Genomic DNA, 15913 nt, shown 5'->3' with positions numbered 1-15913 from the left:
GCGCACGAGACCATCCGCTGCCTGAGGTGCGACGAGCGAGCGAAGCCCTGTCCGGTGCCTGAGGTGCGACGAGCGCTAGCGAAGCCCTGTCCGCTGCCTGAGGTGCGACGAGCGAGCGAAGCCCTGTCCGCTGCCTGAGGTGCGACGAGCGCTAGCGAGGAGCCTCGGCCCCGGTGACCGTCGCTACGGGGTTGACCAATTGCCTTGTCTCACCGGCCCTTCGAGGCTCGCAGGCTCGCACCTCAGGGAGCGGACAGCAGATGGCGCCGCGATGGAGCGAAAACAGCCGTGCCGCACACCTTTTCGGTGTGCGGCACGGCTGTCAGAGCGGAAAGACTCAGCCCTCGATGATGAACGCCTCGAGCTGCTGACGCGCGACTTCGTCGGCGAGCTGCTGCGGGGGGCTCTTCATCAGGTAGGCCGAGGCCGGGATGACCGGTCCGCCGATGCCGCGGTCCTTGGCGATCTTGGCGGCGCGCACGGCGTCGATGATGATGCCGGCCGAGTTGGGGGAGTCCCACACCTCGAGCTTGTACTCCAGGTTCAGCGGCACGTCACCGAAGGCGCGGCCTTCGAGGCGGACGTAGGCCCACTTGCGGTCGTCGAGCCACTCGACGTGATCGGACGGGCCGATGTGGACGTTCTTGTCCTGGACCTTGCCGGCGAGCGGGCCGGTGAGATTCGAGGTGACGGCCTGGGTCTTGGACACCTTCTTGGACTCCAGGCGCTCACGCTCGAGCATGTTCTTGAAGTCCATGTTGCCGCCGACGTTGAGCTGGTAGGTGCGGTCGAGGGTGACGCCGCGGTCCTCGAACAGCTTGGCCATCACGCGGTGGGTGATGGTCGCGCCGACCTGGCTCTTGATGTCGTCGCCGACGATCGGGACGCCGGCGTCGACGAACTTCTGCGCCCACTCCGGGTCGGAGGCGATGAACACCGGCAGGGCGTTGACGAACGCGACATTCGCGTCGATGGCGCACTGCGCGTAGAACTTGTCGGCCTGGTCGGAGCCGACGGGCAGGTAGGAGACGAGGACGTCGACCTGGTTGTCCTTGAGCGCCTGCACGATGTCGACGCCGGAGCCCTCGGCCTCGGTGATGGTCTCGAGGTAGTACTTGCCGAGTCCGTCGAGGGTGTGGCCGCGCTGCACGGTGACGCCGGTCGGCGGCACGTCGGCGATCTTGATGGTGTTGTTCTCGCTGGCGAAGATCGCGTCGGAGAGGTCGAAGCCGACCTTCTTGGCGTCGACGTCGAAGGCAGCGACGAACTCGACGTCGCGCACGTGGTAGGCGCCGAACTTCACGTGCATCAGGCCGGGCACGGTGGAGTTCTCGTCGGCGTCCTTGTAGTACTGCACGCCTTGCACCAAGGATGAAGCGCAGTTTCCTACGCCCACGATGGCAACGCGCACCTTGTTGGGCTCACCCATGGTCGGGTTCTCCTTCTTCTCGCGGCGCCGCAGACGTTCGCTGCGCGACCGGTGTTTTCACTTGCTCAGTTTCCGCATCGAAGACATCGCCCTCAAAGGCGTCATCATCGAAGACATCGCTGTCGGTTGCGGTGTCGGTGGCATCCACGTTGGTGCCACCCGGATCTGTCACAGACGTGTCGTCGGCGGCAGATCCTGAGTTCTCGGCCGCGATCAGCTCGTTGAGCCAGCGCACTTCACGTTCGCTGGATTCCAGGCTGAGCTGATGCAGTTGCCGGGTGTAGCGGTCGACGGTCCGGTTGGACCTTCCGACGATCTCGCGCAAACCCTCGCGGCGTTCTTCCACTTGCCGACGGCGACCTTCCAGGATGCGCATCCGCGCCACGGCCGGGGTCCGGCTGAAGAACGCGAGGTGCACACCGAATCCGTCGTCGGTGTAGTTCTGCGGACCGGTGTCGGCGACGAGCTCGCTGAACCGGGTCCGCCCCTTGTCGGTGAGCTGGTAGACACGGCGTCCGCGTCGAACCTTCATCCCCGACGGCGTGGCGGCTTCATCGATGAGACCGTCCGCCTGCATGCGGCGCAGCGTCGGATACAGCGACCCATAAGAGAAGGCACGGAACGCACCGAGCAGACCGGTCAGGCGTTTGCGCAGCTCGTATCCATGCATGGGGGATTCGATCAGCAGTCCGAGAACGGCCAGTTCGAGCATTCCTCACCCCCTTCCGGGGTCGTGTGGTCCGACGCATGTGTATCGATGACGTGTCGGTGCACACTGACGCTCCGACACCTCGCTTCGATGTGTCCACCAATGTATCGCACCGATATAACAATCGTCCATGCAACTCGACACATTGCTGCGGCCGCACGTCGCGCGGGCGGTCCACCAACGCAGGACGTACGCTGAAACACGTGCAACGCCAGATCGTCGACTACGCCCTGCAGCGGCGCGCGCGGTTGGCCCAGGTTCACTCGGGCCGGACCGCCGTCGCCGATGTCTGCGATGCGAGTCCGTATCTACTGCGTGCCGCCAAATTCCATGGCCGCCCGTCGAAGACGGTGTGCCCCATCTGCCGAAAAGAGCAGGTCACGCTGGTCTCCTGGGTGTTCGGCGAGCGTCTCGGACAGGTGTCGGGCTCGGCCCGCAGCACCGAGGAGATCGCCAAGCTCGACGCGAGTGCCGAGGAGTTCTCGGTGCACGTGGTCGAGGTGTGCCGGACGTGTAGCTGGAACCATCTCGTCCAGTCGTACGTTGCGGGGTTGCCACCGCGGTCGACGCGGACTCGTCGCGTGGCCAAATAGTCAGCAACTCACCATCGAACGTTGGTCTTGGTCGTCGTCGCAGGAGACTGTGTTCTGCGCGACGATTTTGCCGTGAGGCGGGCCGATACGTCACGATGGGATAACGAAACACGATCGAGAAGTACTGTGGTGGCGGTGAGACAGCCCGCGTGGCCCGGTGGGAAAGGTTGACGATGAGCGAGGCACGAAGCACTTCGCCCACGTCGCGTGGTGCCGGAACTGGTCCGGCCCGGGGGAGCAACAGCGCGAATCACAAGAAGCACACGCGGTTCGCGTGGGCACTCGGCATTGTCGGCGCGGTGGTCCCGGCCGTCATCCTGGTGCTCGTCATGGCGTTCGCTTGGACGTACTACCACGCCGAGATCCCGGAACCCGAGGTCAGCCAGAAGGCGACCATCGTCGACTCCGGCGGAAACATGATCGCCGAGGTCAAGCAGGCCGACGGCGACCGCAAGGTGATCCCCTACGACGAGATCCCGCAGACCATGACGCAGGCCATCGTGGCTGCCGAGGACCGCGAGTTCTGGGACAACGACGGCTTCTCGGCCAAGGGAATCTCGCGTGCCGTGATCGGCAAGCTGACCGGCAACGCCGACGCCGGCGGCGGTTCGACCATCACCCAGCAGTATGTGAAGAATGCGATCGTCGGCGACGAACGCAGCTACAGCCGCAAGTTCCGCGAACTGGCGTACGCGGCGAAGATGAAGCCGGGCAACGGGTGGTCGAAGGAGAAGATCCTCGAGTCCTACCTCAACACCATCTATTTCGGCCGCGGCGCATACGGCATCGCCGTCGCGACGCAGGCCTACTACGGCAAGTCCATCAACAAGGGCCTGACCATCGATCAGGCCGCGCTGATCGCCGCGATCGTGCGCGCGCCGTCGTACTACGACCCCGCGATCAACCCGGGCGTGGTGCTCGGCCGCTACCAGTACGTGCTCGACGGCATGGTCTCGACCGGTGCGATCACCAAGCAGCAGGCACTCGAGGTTCGTGACCGTCTCCCCAAGACGATCGAACCGCGCAGCTTCTCCGACGTCACACCCGGTCCGAGTGGCCTGATCAAACGGCAGGTCCTCGCGGAACTGCCGAGGGTCGGGATCACCGACAAGCAGCTTCGTACCGGCGGACTGAAGATCGAGACCGGCATCGATCCGCAGGTGCAGAACTCGGTGGTGCAGGCCGCGTGCCGGCAGAACCGCATCTACAAGTGCCCCGACGGCAAGCTCAACGGCGAACCCAAGAATCTGCGGGCCGCGGCGGTCTCCATCGATCCGCGGACCGGTGCCGTGCGCGGCTACTACGGCGGCGACGAGTCGCTCGGCTGGGACTACGCCCAGGCCGGGCTGCAGACCGGCTCGTCGTTCAAGGTCTTCGCGCTGGTCGCCGCGCTGGAGCAGGGCATTCCGCTCTCCCGCGTCTACAGCTCCGCTCCCTACCAGGCCAGCAACGGACTGACCGTGGAGAACTCCGACGGTGAGAGCTGCGGGTCGTGCAACCTGGCCACCGCCATGAAGATGTCGCTCAACACCGTCTACTACCGGCTGATGATGGACCTCCAGGGTCAGGCGAAGGCCGTGGCCGACGCGGCGCATCAGGCCGGCGTCGCACGGTCCTTCGGCGACATCGAGCAGACGCTGCAGGAGGCCAACGGCTATCCCGAGGGCGGCGTCGTGCTCGGGCAGTACCCGTCGCGCGTGATCGACATGGCGTCGGCATACGCGACGCTGGCTGCATCGGGCATCTATCGCGAGCCGTATTTCATCCAGAAGGTCACCGACTCCGACGGCAATGTGCTGTTCGAGCGGCAGAAGAACTCGGGCCAGCGGGTGTTCCCGGCCAAGGTCGCCGACAACGTGACGGCCGCGCTCGAGCCGGTCGCGTCGTACTCCAACGGGCACGCCCTCTCCGATTCGACCCTCGGCTCGCGCCCGTCGGCGGCCAAGACAGGCACCGTGCAGCTCGGCGACACCGGCAACAACAAGGATGCGTGGATGGTCGGGTACACGCCGCAGTTGTCGACGGCCGTCTGGGTCGGGACCAACGGCGGCGGAGCGATCGAGAATCTCAACGGCGCGTCGATCTATGGCAGTGGTCTGCCGTCCGACATCTGGCAGGCCGCGATGAACGGCGCGCTCACCGGCAAGCCGATTCAGCAGTTCCCGGAACCCGATGCGGTCGGCGGTCAGGCCGGGGTGCCTTACGAGCCGCCGCCGGTCACCTACGACAACACGACCACGCAGCCGCGAGGTCCGCGCACGTCCCCGCGCGGTGGCGATGACACCAACCGCAATGGCGGCGACGGCAACTGGACCCCGGTGCCCGGGATCACGATTCCGACCGGACCGCCACGCGGTGGCGACAACCAGGGCAACGAGAACAACAACGACAACGGCAACGACGACAGCGGGAACGGGAACAACGACGACGGCGGCGACGTGCCGAATCCCCCGATCGGCTGACCCCGGCAGTGTCGGAACCTGGTGGGTCGGAACCCGTTGGCGGTGAAGCACAACCGGACGGTGTAAGCCCGCTCCCACTCTCGGCGGATCGGCGTACCGACGAACACCGAATCGCCCCGTCGCACACGGATCATCTTGTGTGGGAGGCAAGTTCGGTTGTCGGCGGTCCGGTGGGCGCACATGCCGCGGTTGGTCGTAGCCGATACCTGACGCCGATCCGTGTCTTGTTCGGCCTCGCGCTTCTCACGCTCGCGCTCAGTTGGTTCGGCAAGGCGGGATGTCTGCAGCAGGCAGAGCCCGACGACGGGACCGCCGGCCAGCCCGGCGCGGTGGCGCGACTCGACTGGGACGACCAGCGACAGTTCACCGACCTCTGCTACTCGGACGTCATCAGTCTGTACGGGGCCGAACGGCTCGACATGGGCGCGCTGCCCTATCGGGATTACTGGTATCAGGACGACGGCAACGGCCAACAGATCAAGCGCTACATGGAGTATCCGGTGCTCACCGGCATGTACATGTACGGAGCCGCACGGGTGGCCGGTTGGTGGAGCTGGGCGCACGACAACTGGGGAGTTCCCGCTGCGATCGACGTCGTGCTGTTCTTCAACGTCGTCGCGCTCGGTCTGGCGTTGTTCTGGCTGGTCACCATCTGGGCGACCGCTCTGACTGCGGGCGCGCGCATGTGGTCGGTGTGGTTGGCGGCACTCTCGCCGCTGGTTCTGGTGCACGCCTTCACCAACTTCGACGCCATCGCCACCGCCATGGTCGCGCTGGCCATGCTCGCGTGGTCGCGCCGGATGCCCTGGCTGGCAGGCATATTCATCGGTGTCGGCACAGCGGCCAAACTGTATCCGGCGTTGCTCCTGATCGTGCTGGCGGTGCTGTGTCTACGAGCGGGCAAGCTACGGGAGTTTGCCGCCACGGCCGCCACCGCGGTCGCCACCTGGCTGGCCGTCAACCTGCCGATCCTCGTCCTGTACCCGAACGGTTGGCGAGAGTTCTTCCGCCTCAATGCCGATCGTAACGCCGACCCCGACACGTGGTACCGCGTCATCACCGATCTCGGCGGTAGCGCCTGGAATGTGAGTCTGCTCAACGGGCTGACGATGGTGCTGCTGGTGCTCGTCGTGGGCGCCGTGGTGGCCATCGGATTGGTTGCTCCGCAACGGCCGCGGGTTGCGCAGCTCGCGTTCCTGCTCGTCGCGGGATTCCTCCTGGTCAACAAGGTGTGGAGTCCGCAGTACTCGCTGTGGCTGGTCCCGCTCGCGGTGCTGGCGCTGCCACACACGCGAATTTTGTTGAGCTGGATGGTGATCGACGCCCTGCTCTGGATTCCCCGGATGGGCCTGTTCCTCGATCCCAGCCGCCGATGGCTGCCCGACGAATGGTTCACCTTCGCGGTGGTGCTGCGGGGTCTGATGGTTCTCGCGCTGTGCGCCCTGGTGATCTGGCAGATCTGGCATCCCGCCGACGACCTGGTGCGGCGCAGGCGTCTTGGCGGTCACTACGACGACCCGGCCGGCGGAGTGCTCGACGGTGCGCCGGACAAACTGGGACCGAAGGTGATGGGTCGGCAGAGCCCGCAACCGCTGGGCGAGCGAGAGCCTGAACCAGCCTGACCGCAAACCGACGCAAGGGGGTCAACGAATGACATACGACAACGCAGGTGGGCAACCCCCGCCGTTTCCGCCGATGCCGCCCGGACAGCCGATGCAGCCGGGACAGACATGGGGTCCGTACGCGCCTCCGCCGCCACGACGTTCGCGTACCGGCCTGATCATCGGGATCGTCCTGGCGGCTGTCGTCGTTGTGGCACTTGTTGCCGGAGGTGTGATCTGGGCTGTCCTGGCCGCAAGTGGAAACGACGATGAGTCTGGCTTCTCGGATAAGGAGTACACCGAATTCGCCGGCCAGTTCGTGACGGACTTCAGTACGTCGACGCCGACCGATCAGTCCGGATATGAGCGGGCCATCGCGTCAACCTGTCCCGGCTCGAGTGCCCGCACTGGGCTGGAGAATGCGAGAGAAACGACTCTGCAACTGCGTAAGCAGATAGCCGCATCGGCACAGGTTCAGCGCACGGCGATCGATTCGGAAAACCGCACGCCCGATGCCGTCCCAGTCATCGTCGTGTTCACGGTCACGCAGACGACCTCCTCCGGACCCACGCCAAAGGTCCCTTTCACCATGGAGATCACTGTCGAGCAAGAGAACTCAGATCTGTGTGTCGCGAAGGTGGACCGGGTCGGACAGTGACCCGCCCATGCGGATCACGACATCCTCTGCAATAGACGTTCTTTCGCCGGCGGCCAATCGTCGTCGACCATCGCGAACTGCGCTGTGGTGCGCCATCCATCGCCGAAACGTCGGTGCTTGCGCAGCAGGCCTTCGAAGGTGGCGCCGAGTTTGGTGATCGCCGCTCGTGATTGGGCGTTGTTCTCGTGCGTGTGCCACACCAGCCGCACGGCGCCGCAGTCCTCGAAGGCGTGACGCATCAGCAGATACTTGGCGGTGGGGTTGATGGTCGTGCCTTGTGCCGCTTCGGTATAGAAGGTGTAGCCGATGGCGCACGTCAGGTGGGCCGCGTCGATGTCGTAGTAGCTGGTCGAGCCGACCAGCGCGCCGGTCTCGCTGTCGATGACGGCGAACGCGACGCGCTGCTCAGGTGTCTTCAGCTTGCTGCTCGTCGCGGGATTCCTCCTGGTCAACAAAGTGTGGAGTCCGCAGTACTCGCTGTGGCTGGTCCCGCTCGCGGTGCTGGCGCTGCCGCACACGCGAATTGTGTTGAGCTGGATGGTGATCGACGCCTGCTCTGGATTCCCCGGATGGGCCTGTTCCTCGACCCCAGCCGCCGATAATTACCCGACGAACGGTTCACCTTTGCGGTGGTGCTGCGAGGTCTGATGGTGCTCGCGCTGTGCGCCCTGGTGATCTGGCAGATCTGACATCCCGCCGACGATCTCGTGCGACGCCGACGCGCCGGACAAGTTGGGACCGAGATCCGTGCGGTCGTCGGCGCAGAACCCGCCGCAAGCGCCGGGACCTGCGCTCGCCCACTCTGCCGGCTGACACCTCCGGGGCCGGCGATTGCCGGCGCCCGGAGGCGCCCGGTGCTCAGTTCTCGCCGTCGTCGTCCGGGGCTGTGGTCGGGGCGTTGTCCTCGGTCGTGTCGTCGTCCTGGGTCGTGTCGTCCTGGGTCGTGTCGTCGTTCTGGGTCGTGTCGTCGGCACCGGGGTCATTGCCCGCGCCGTTGTTGGGATTGGTACAGACCGTGCCTTCGCACGGAACGTACCTGTTGGATCCGTCAGGTGCGGGGATCGCCTTTGGCGCGACGTAGGAGCCGCTCGGGCAGGCCGGATCCTGGTTCTGTGCGCAGTAGGCCTGGGACTTGTTGTTCCCCTCCGACCCATCGGCACCCTGCGGACCACCGTTGACAGGGCGGCCGGCGGCGTCCCATGCCCCATTGCCCGGGCCGCCGCCGTGATTCGGGTTGGTGCATACGGTTCCCTCGCACTTCACGTACGAGTTGCTGCCGTTCGGATTCCGAATGGCGTCAGCTGCGACGAAACTGCCCTTCGGGCAAGCGGGATCCTGATTCCGCGCGCAGTACGCCTGCGTCTTGTTGTTGCCGGTCGATCCATCCGCCCCGGTCGGACCACCCTTGACCGGGTTGCCGTTCCCGTCCCAGAAACCACTTGCCGGATGGGTCGCCACATGCGGGCCGAGATAGGTTCCGGTGGGGCACTTCGGGTCCTCGTTGTGGGCGCAGAAGCCGCGCGTGAGGTTGTTGCCCATCGAACCGTCCGCACCTTTGGGTCCGCCGTTCACCGGCTTGCCGTTGGTGTCCCACGATCCCGCCGCATTGACAATGCTGGTCGACGTGGCGGCCGAGTCCGACGAGGTGTCATCGCTACATGCCGCCAGAAAGAAGCACACAGCGAATAGGGATGCCGCACATACAAGTACTCTTTTCATCACGCTCTTCTCGGATACATTCCGCGGGCGATCACATCGTGACCGCGTGGACATTCTCGATAGGATTCAAGCAAATGCTGACGGATCTCCACCGACGAACAACGAGGCTTTTGGGTAGTGCAAATCAGACTTGTACCGGCAGTGGCCACAGCCCGTGCGCCGTGCGGCACCGGCATCGGACGCAGATGTCGTTCGTGACATCCACCGTTGTCTCGCTTGGAGATCGATGTGAAGGGAGGATGACGTGACCGATCCGATGATGCTGGACAGTAGGCGCCTCCGAAACTTCGTGGTGGCGGCCGAGTCGGACACGTTGTCCCGCGCGGCGCAGAATCTCTTTCTGACACAGCAGGCGCTCTCCGCCTCGGTGCGTCAGCTCGAGCGTGAGCTGAACACCCCGCTCTTCGATCGCTCGCACCGGCACTGGGTGCTCACCGAATCCGGGAAAGTACTCTATGAGGGCGCGAAGGCGATCCTCGCGGGCAACGCGGCGTTGGTCCGGTCAGTGCAATCGGTGGCGACCGGCCGGCCGACACCGTTCGTCGTCGGGCACTCCCCGGCGATCTCTGGTGAAGAGGTGTACCGGTTACTCCGTCCCATCATCGCCGCGGAGCCGGAGCAGCCCATCACGGTTCGTCAGCTCTTCCCCGGAGACCTTCGGGAAGAACTGTTGAGCAACGACATCGACGTCGCCCTTCGTCGTGGAGTGGACGCGCCCGAGGCATTGATGTCGTCGGTTTTCGCCTATCACGAACTGCGGCTGGCGGTCCATGTGGAGCATCCGCTTGCAGGAGAGCGACAGATCGCCGCGCAGGCACTCGCCACCACCCCCATCGTCGTATGGGCTCCGGAACGGCATTCGTTCTACACCGATCTTCTCGTATCCTATTGTCGGCGTTCCGGATTTGAGCCTTCGCTGATCATCAACAACGTTCAGGGAACCCCGCCCTTCACCGCGGTGCTGCGTCACCGGTCCGCCGCGGCGTTCGTGACGGATGCGGCCGGCGAGCTCGCGGGTGGATCGATACGCGTGATCGACTTCGACGAACCGCCGCTCGTGCCTGTGCAGGCGATCTGGTTGCCGCACAGTCATTCGGCGTTGCGATCCGCCATGATCGACGGTGGTTCGCGAGTGTGAGAAGTGGGGGAGCTCTGATCGCCATCGTCACGGTAGTCGTTGCAGAAGTGTCTCCTTCGCCGCCGGCCAATCCTCGTCGACCATCGCGAACTGCGCCGTGGTGCGCCATCCGTCGCCGAAGCGTCGATGCTTGCGCAGCAACCCCTCGAAGGTGGCGCCGAGTTTGGTGATGGCAGCACGGGATTGGGCGTTGTTCTCGTGCGTGTGCCACACCAGCCGAACCGCGCCACAATCTTCGAAGGCGTGTTTCATCAGCAGGTACTTGGCGGTCGGGTTGATCGTCGTGCCTTGTGCCGCTTCGGTATAGAAGGTGTAGCCGATCGCACAGGTGAGGTTGGCTGCGTCGATGTCGTAGTAACTGGTGGAACCGATCAGCGTCCCGGTCTCGTTGTCGATCACCGCGAAACCGACGCGCCTCTCCGGATCGTGCAGGGCTGCTTCGACGAAGCTGCGGGCGCTGACAGCGTCGACCGGGACGCCCGGTACCCAGCGGAATCGGGAAGGATCGCCCACCACCTTTGACAATGCCTCGACGTCGTCGAATCTCAACGGCCGCAACGTCACTCGTTCCCCGATCAGAGGACCGCTACCCAGCCAGGAACTCACGCGGGGACCTTCTCTCTTGTCATCATGGTTGCCAATGGTTCTCGCAGCGGCGTGCGGACGAAGGTCACGATCAGCAGGGCCAGGATGACCGCATGGACCCACACGGAGATAGACACGCCTGCGATCGGCACCCACGACGGCCACCCGTTCTGGATGAAGCCTATGTAGCGGAAGATGGAGATGTCGAGCACCAAGTCCGCGACGAGGTAGACCGCGATCAGCTGCCAGCGCACCTGCAGCAGGACGAAGAACGGTAGAAGCCACAGCGTGTACTGCGGTGAATGCACCTTGTGAAAGAGCATGAACCCGGCCAACATCGATGCAGCCACCCCGATCCACGGGTAGTAGCCAAGCTGTTCCTGGCGTCGTCGGCTGAGCGCGATGGCGACGGCGAACGCGGCGAGGATGAGCAACGGTGACATGACGCCGACCACGGCGTCGTAGCTCGGGGTGTCGTCGTCGAAGAGGAAGCGTAATCCCCAGTACCACACCGAGTTGGTGGTCGCGTCGGCCGTGCGCTTGCCCTGGAACTGCCACGCCGCCTTCCAACCGTCGAAACCCAGTGCGATGAAGGGCAATTGGACCAGCAGGGTGGTCAGAGAAGCGGCGCCGACAACCCAGCCGGCGCTCCTCCAGTCGGGTCCGCGCTTGGTGTCGTCGCCTCGATAGAGCACGTACAGGGCGAGCGGGAGGACGAACAGACCCGGATAGAGCTTGAGGCAGAAGCCGATTGCCAGCAGGATCGCCGCCAGCACGGCCGACGTCCGTAGCGAGAGCCGCCGATCTCCTGTCCGCGGATCGGGGCTCGACCCCCACGCCATCACCGCAATCGCCCCGACCGTGGTGGCCACCACCGGCAGCTCCCAGTTGTGGAAGGCGTAGAGCATCAACGGGGGTGTCGCCACCCACAGCAGCACCCACCACCGCGCCATCAGTGCGAGCAGCACGGTGATCAGGAAGGCGAACGGCGTGAGGAGCCAGATGGTGTGCTGGAAGAACTCGGTGTCGGTGTGGGCGCCGATCGCTCCGAGATAGATCAGCAACCCCGACAGCACCGGGTATTCGACGACCCCGCCGTAGAGGGTGCCGTCGGGGTGGATGCCGCCGTGGATGTAGGGGAAGACGTGCTTGTCGACGTCGCGGTCGAGCCACAGCTGCATGATGTCGGAGTAGCAGGGGATCAGGCGCGTCTGGTCGCCGCCGGGGAAGTTCTGGCTTCGACCGTCCGCGTCGAACGGGTCGCCGCCGCAGCGCACCTTGACGTGATAGCTCCACGCCAGCGACAGGCAGGTGAGAAGCAGGGCCACCACGATGATGAGGACTGTCTCGCCGCGACCGGTGAACGCGGGGAACCGCGAGCGAATCGGAGTACGCGGTCCACCCATGATCACAGCGTATGCGGTGCTCCGCAGCGTCGAGCACCTACGCTGGTCGTGTGGAACCGATCAGCGTTCAGGCGGTCACACCAGGACTGCGATACACCGTGGATGCTGCCGCCGCGGACGTGTCATCGCAGCAGATCACCGTGTACCAGGGTGTGCTCGTGCTGGTGCACAACCAGTCGTTTCGCGGCATTGTCCGGCACACCGACGTCTCGCCGCTCGCCTTCTTTGTCCCCGACAGCCTCGACTACCCGGATGAACCGCTGTCTGTGCACACGGAGGTCTCCGTGCGCCGGTTCCTCAGCAGATCGCAGGCCCCGATGGCATTGGGTGTGGCGCGGGCCGTGACCACCGTCATCGACGATCCGCGCGGCGGTGGCCGACGCTGGCTGCACACCCAGGTCGATCTGTACGGCTACGCGGTCTCGGAACTGGAGCTCAACTATCGCGTCACCGTGGCAACCTGACGCGCATCGCTGTGCACGGATTTTCTTCCAAACCCCCTGGTCGTGTATCTTGGAGCGGTTGCCGACGCAGGCGACCCTCCTGCCACGGAACGTCCGTGGCCGATTAGCCCATAGGAGGTGATGTGGTCTTATGCGTCACTACGAATTGATGGTCATCCTCGATCCGAATCTGGACGAGCGCACCGTCGCACCCTCACTCGATACCTTCCTCAATGTTGTCCGCAATGACGGCGGCAAGGTGGATGGCGTCGACATCTGGGGCAAGCGCCGTCTTGCCTACGAGATTGCCAAGCACAACGAGGGCATTTACGCGGTCATCGACCTGAACGCGGAGCCCAAGACTGTTTCCGAGCTGGATCGTCAGCTCAAGCTGAACGAGTCGGTTCTGCGCACCAAGGTCCTGCGGAAGTAATCCACAGATTCCTTGATCGTCTGAACACGTCGGTACCGGGCCCTAGGGTTGACGCAGTGGTCAAACCCAACTGACTCCCGGTGCACGTCGATCAGCGAGTGCCCACACACGACCCGAGGGGAAACACACATGGCAGGCGACACGGTCATCACCGTCGTAGGAAACCTCACCGCCGACCCGGAACTGCGGTTCACGCCGTCCGGTGCTGCGGTGGCGAACTTCACGGTGGCCTCCACTCCGCGCACCTTCGACCGCCAGACCAATGAGTGGAAGGACGGCGAAGCGCTGTTCCTCCGCTGCAACATCTGGCGGGACGCGGCAGAGAATGTGACCGAGAGCCTCACCAAGGGTGCCCGGGTCATCGTGCAAGGACGGCTCAAGCAGCGGTCCTACGAAACCAAAGAAGGCGAACGACGCACGGTCGTGGAACTCGAGGTCGACGAGATCGGTCCCTCGCTGCGCTACGCCACCGCCAAGGTCAACAAGGCCTCGCGCGGCGGTGGGGGCGGCGGCGGATTCGGATCGTCGGGCGGCGGCGGAAGCCGCAGCGGTGGCGGTTCGAATCAGCAGGTCGCCGATGATCCCTGGGGCAGCGCGCCTGCCAGCAACAGCGGATCGTTCAGCGGCGGGGACGACGAACCACCTTTCTAGATTTTGTAACGACTGGAGCAACACACAATGGCAAAGGCAAAAGCCAGCCGGAAGCCCCGCGTCGAAAAGGTCACCAAGACCAAGGCGTGCAGCTTCTGCAAGGACAAGAACAAGGCTGAGATCGACTACAAGGACACCGCTCTGCTGCGGCGCTTCCTGTCCGACCGCGGCAAGATCCGCTCGCGTCGCGTGACCGGGAACTGCGTTCAGCACCAGCGCGATGTCGCGGTGGCCGTGAAGAACTCGCGTGAAGTGGCCCTGCTGCCCTTCACCTCGACCGGCCGATAAGCGGAAAGGGAGAACTGACATGAAGCTCATCCTCACCGCTGCCGTGGAGAACCTCGGCGAAGCCGGCGACACCGTCGAGGTCAAAGACGGCTACGGCCGCAACTACCTGCTGCCCCGCGGTCTGGCCATCCGGGCCACCCGTGGCGCACAGAAGCAGGTCGACGACATCCGTCGCGTGCAGGCTGCCCGCGAGGTTCGTGGTCTCGAGCACGCCAACGAGCTGAAGCAGGCCCTCGAGGGTCTCGCCGACGTTTCGCTGGGCGTGAAGACCCACGACTCGGGCAAGCTGTTCGGTTCGGTGACCGCGGCCGACGTCGCGGGCGCCATCAAGACCGCCGGCGGCCCGACCGTCGACAAGCGCACCGTCGAGCTGCCCAAGGGCCACATCAAGGCCACCGGTAGCTACCCGGTGATCGTCAACCTGCACCCGCAGGTGGCGGCCACCGTGCAGCTCGCCGTCGTCGCCAGCTGACACCAGCGCACCAAACCCCAAGGGGCCGGATGGAATTCGTTCCATCCGGCCCTTTGCTGTGCGCAGCCGCCGCTCGCCCTTTCCGCTCCCTGAGGTGTGAGGAGCGCTAGCGACGAGCCTCGAAGGGCCTGGCGAGATTCCGACTCCAGCACACGCCGAAACCGGGAATCACGTTGGCGCCCAGCCAGTTCAGCCGCACCATCGGCCAATCGAGCTACTTCGGCGCCGGTGGATTGGCCGGCAACTGATTCCAGTACTGCAGGCGCGGCGGAAGATACCGGGGCGCCGGGTTAGGGCTGTGCCCGACCGCGTCGTTGCCGGGTTTGATGGTGTCCCACGACGGGAAGAAGAACTTGTGCCACGCCGGTGTGAAGATCAGGCCGCGATCAGCGGTCCGGCACGCCACCTCGTTGGCGCGGGGCACCGTGCACGTCACTCCAGCGATCGTGACGCGTTTGCCGACGCCGAGTAGCGGCGGGCGGAAACCGGACTTCGAGCCGAAGCGGTAGTTCTGCCCACCAGGACCCTTGGACGCCACCCACCACGGGCCCTGGAGGTCGAGGGCAAAGATCGCGCCCGTCGCGTTCAACGGAGCCGTCGCAGGACGCCCCTGACAGCCCACGTAGCGGTACTGCGGGCCGATCTGGCACATCCACCGCCCGGTGGTGAAGAACGAGCGCCCGTTGTCGACGTAGGCCAGTGAACGGAAGGTCGTCGGGTTGACCGGTTGATAGCGCGAGAGGTCGAACTCGACCGGCAGCGGCGGTCCGACGGGGGCTGCGTCAGCAGAGGGCGTCGACAAGGCTGCTCCCGCGGACACGAGCAGGGCGGCGGCGAGAACGCTCGCCAGACGACGATGGAGAGTGATCCATGGCACGATCGACATTGCATCACAGCGCCGCGCGGTTCGGGACGCGAATGTCCACATCTGGGACGCTCGCCCCACACCGACCCCGGTGTCCCCACTGCGCCTACCTGCTGTAACGCAGATCACATCTATTGTTCACCGGAATGTTGGGCACAGTGGGTTGATATCGGTTCGCAACACGCCCGATATCGACATTCGCATGACACGCCGTGCGATCTGAAATCGGTAGCTGTGGATAGAAGTCAAGGCCCTGACCGCTGCGTATTCGTCTACGCACAACACAATTCCTCATCTTGTCCACAGTCCCTGCACAACGGTTCCTGCGCCGTTCACATTCGGTCCACAGATCGCTAACAGATTCATCAACAGTCTCATTTGAGTGCGCTCAGTTGAGGTCATAGTGTCCTGCCTCAGCGCCTCGATGTGGCTGCGCGCACCGCGAAAGATGGGTTTGTCGG

At 64.7% G+C, this 15913-nt stretch carries 16 protein-coding genes and 2 pseudogenes; 11 read left to right on the top strand and 7 right to left on the bottom strand.

The features are described from left to right. Positions 1-337: 337 nt before the first annotated feature. Together MKW15_RS01260 and MKW15_RS01255 are read right to left on the bottom strand one after the other, a co-directional pair. The gene (locus MKW15_RS01260; protein WP_240855315.1) at positions 338-1429 is read right to left on the bottom strand and encodes an inositol-3-phosphate synthase; all 1092 of its coding nucleotides are present in this window, start codon (positions 1427-1429) and stop codon (positions 338-340) included. Continuing rightward, positions 1422-2141, bottom strand: coding sequence for a PadR family transcriptional regulator (locus MKW15_RS01255; protein ID WP_240855310.1), 720 nt, complete (start codon positions 2139-2141; stop codon positions 1422-1424). The genes MKW15_RS01260 and MKW15_RS01255 overlap by 8 nt, the downstream gene beginning before the upstream one ends. A 200-nt stretch (positions 2142-2341) precedes the next feature. Between MKW15_RS01255 and MKW15_RS01250 the strand changes: the two genes are divergently transcribed. From MKW15_RS01250 to MKW15_RS01235, 4 genes are all read left to right on the top strand, one after another. Next, positions 2342-2731, top strand: coding sequence for a DUF5318 family protein (locus tag MKW15_RS01250; RefSeq protein ID WP_240855308.1), 390 nt, complete (start codon positions 2342-2344; stop codon positions 2729-2731). A 173-nt stretch (positions 2732-2904) separates the two neighbouring features. Next, the gene (locus MKW15_RS01245; RefSeq protein WP_240855306.1) at positions 2905-5193 is read left to right on the top strand and encodes a transglycosylase domain-containing protein; all 2289 of its coding nucleotides are present in this window, start codon (positions 2905-2907) and stop codon (positions 5191-5193) included. Positions 5194-5201: 8 nt separating this feature from the next. Further along, a complete protein-coding gene (locus MKW15_RS01240) occupies positions 5202-6815 on the top strand; it encodes a glycosyltransferase family 87 protein (RefSeq protein ID WP_240855305.1) in 1614 nt (537 codons plus the stop codon). Positions 6816-6843: 28 nt separating this feature from the next. Then, positions 6844-7452, top strand: a complete 609-nt coding sequence (locus tag MKW15_RS01235) for a hypothetical protein (RefSeq protein WP_240855299.1) — start codon at positions 6844-6846, stop codon at positions 7450-7452. Positions 7453-7466: 14 nt separating this feature from the next. Here the strand turns inward: MKW15_RS01235 and MKW15_RS01230 are convergent. Beyond that, positions 7467-7862: pseudogene (locus tag MKW15_RS01230) on the bottom strand (GNAT family N-acetyltransferase); the annotation flags it as partial. Positions 7863-7869: 7 nt separating this feature from the next. Here MKW15_RS01230 and MKW15_RS01225 point away from each other — a divergent pair. Beyond that, positions 7870-8138, top strand: a pseudogene (locus MKW15_RS01225) (hypothetical protein); the annotation flags it as partial. A 172-nt stretch (positions 8139-8310) separates the two neighbouring features. On the opposite strand, the gene MKW15_RS01220 reads toward MKW15_RS01225, so the two are convergent. Next, positions 8311-9171, bottom strand: a complete 861-nt coding sequence (locus tag MKW15_RS01220) for a Mesocentin (RefSeq protein ID WP_240855297.1) — start codon at positions 9169-9171, stop codon at positions 8311-8313. Positions 9172-9415: 244 nt separating this feature from the next. Between MKW15_RS01220 and MKW15_RS01215 the strand changes: the two genes are divergently transcribed. Further along, positions 9416-10309 carry a LysR family transcriptional regulator gene (locus tag MKW15_RS01215; RefSeq protein WP_240855295.1) on the top strand — a complete coding sequence of 298 codons (894 nt, stop codon included), beginning with the start codon at positions 9416-9418 and terminating at the stop codon, positions 10307-10309. 27 nt (positions 10310-10336) lie between these two features. On the opposite strand, the gene MKW15_RS01210 is transcribed toward MKW15_RS01215, so the two are convergent. Together MKW15_RS01210 and MKW15_RS01205 are read right to left on the bottom strand one after the other, a co-directional pair. Further along, a complete protein-coding gene (locus MKW15_RS01210; protein WP_240855293.1) occupies positions 10337-10915 on the bottom strand; it encodes a GNAT family N-acetyltransferase in 579 nt (192 codons plus the stop codon). Further along, entirely contained in the window at positions 10912-12300 is a 1389-nt protein-coding gene (locus MKW15_RS01205; protein WP_240855292.1) for a hypothetical protein, read from the bottom strand. Before MKW15_RS01205 ends, MKW15_RS01210 begins: the two co-directional genes overlap by 4 nt. A gap of 50 nt (positions 12301-12350) precedes the next feature. On the opposite strand from MKW15_RS01205, the gene MKW15_RS01200 reads away from it, so the two are divergent. The 5 genes from MKW15_RS01200 to rplI all read left to right on the top strand — a co-directional run bounded on the left by MKW15_RS01200 (position 12351) and on the right by rplI (position 14587). Next, complete coding sequence (locus tag MKW15_RS01200; protein ID WP_240855288.1) at positions 12351-12764, top strand: hypothetical protein; 414 nt, start codon at positions 12351-12353, stop codon at positions 12762-12764. A gap of 130 nt (positions 12765-12894) precedes the next feature. After that, positions 12895-13176 carry a 30S ribosomal protein S6 gene (rpsF, locus tag MKW15_RS01195; protein ID WP_240855285.1) on the top strand — a complete coding sequence of 94 codons (282 nt, stop codon included), beginning with the start codon at positions 12895-12897 and terminating at the stop codon, positions 13174-13176. Between the two features lie 129 nt (positions 13177-13305). After that, positions 13306-13827, top strand: a complete 522-nt coding sequence (locus tag MKW15_RS01190) for a single-stranded DNA-binding protein (protein ID WP_240855283.1) — start codon at positions 13306-13308, stop codon at positions 13825-13827. Positions 13828-13854: 27 nt separating this feature from the next. Continuing rightward, positions 13855-14115, top strand: a complete 261-nt coding sequence (rpsR, locus tag MKW15_RS01185) for a 30S ribosomal protein S18 (RefSeq protein ID WP_240855280.1) — start codon at positions 13855-13857, stop codon at positions 14113-14115. A 19-nt stretch (positions 14116-14134) separates the two neighbouring features. Continuing rightward, positions 14135-14587, top strand: coding sequence for a 50S ribosomal protein L9 (gene rplI, locus MKW15_RS01180; protein WP_240855279.1), 453 nt, complete (start codon positions 14135-14137; stop codon positions 14585-14587). 214 nt (positions 14588-14801) lie between these two features. On the opposite strand, the gene MKW15_RS01175 is transcribed toward rplI, so the two are convergent. After that, a complete protein-coding gene (locus MKW15_RS01175; RefSeq protein WP_240855277.1) occupies positions 14802-15473 on the bottom strand; it encodes a hypothetical protein in 672 nt (223 codons plus the stop codon). Positions 15474-15913: the final 440 nt, after the last annotated feature.

Source organism: Gordonia gummivorans (assembly GCF_022513585.1).
Classification (GTDB): domain Bacteria; phylum Actinomycetota; class Actinomycetes; order Mycobacteriales; family Mycobacteriaceae; genus Gordonia.
Note: the sequence above shows the minus strand (reverse complement) of the source record. Positions and strands in the feature narration are given on the sequence as shown.

Excerpts from the sequence above, each read along its gene's own strand:
- MKW15_RS01260 (WP_240855315.1), bottom strand. The coding sequence starts at position 1,429 with ATGGGTGAGCCCAACAAGGTGCGCGTTGCCATCGTGGGCGTAGGAAAC.
- MKW15_RS01255 (WP_240855310.1), bottom strand. The coding sequence starts at position 2,141 with ATGCTCGAACTGGCCGTTCTCGGACTGCTGATCGAATCCCCCATGCAT.
- MKW15_RS01245 (WP_240855306.1), top strand. The coding sequence starts at position 2,905 with ATGAGCGAGGCACGAAGCACTTCGCCCACGTCGCGTGGTGCCGGAACT.
- MKW15_RS01235 (WP_240855299.1), top strand. The coding sequence starts at position 6,844 with ATGACATACGACAACGCAGGTGGGCAACCCCCGCCGTTTCCGCCGATG.
- MKW15_RS01220 (WP_240855297.1), bottom strand. The coding sequence starts at position 9,171 with ATGAAAAGAGTACTTGTATGTGCGGCATCCCTATTCGCTGTGTGCTTC.
- MKW15_RS01205 (WP_240855292.1), bottom strand. The coding sequence starts at position 12,300 with ATGGGTGGACCGCGTACTCCGATTCGCTCGCGGTTCCCCGCGTTCACC.
- rpsF (WP_240855285.1), top strand. The coding sequence starts at position 12,895 with ATGCGTCACTACGAATTGATGGTCATCCTCGATCCGAATCTGGACGAG.
- MKW15_RS01190 (WP_240855283.1), top strand. The coding sequence starts at position 13,306 with ATGGCAGGCGACACGGTCATCACCGTCGTAGGAAACCTCACCGCCGAC.
- rpsR (WP_240855280.1), top strand. The coding sequence starts at position 13,855 with ATGGCAAAGGCAAAAGCCAGCCGGAAGCCCCGCGTCGAAAAGGTCACC.
- rplI (WP_240855279.1), top strand. The coding sequence starts at position 14,135 with ATGAAGCTCATCCTCACCGCTGCCGTGGAGAACCTCGGCGAAGCCGGC.
- MKW15_RS01175 (WP_240855277.1), bottom strand. The coding sequence starts at position 15,473 with ATGTCGATCGTGCCATGGATCACTCTCCATCGTCGTCTGGCGAGCGTT.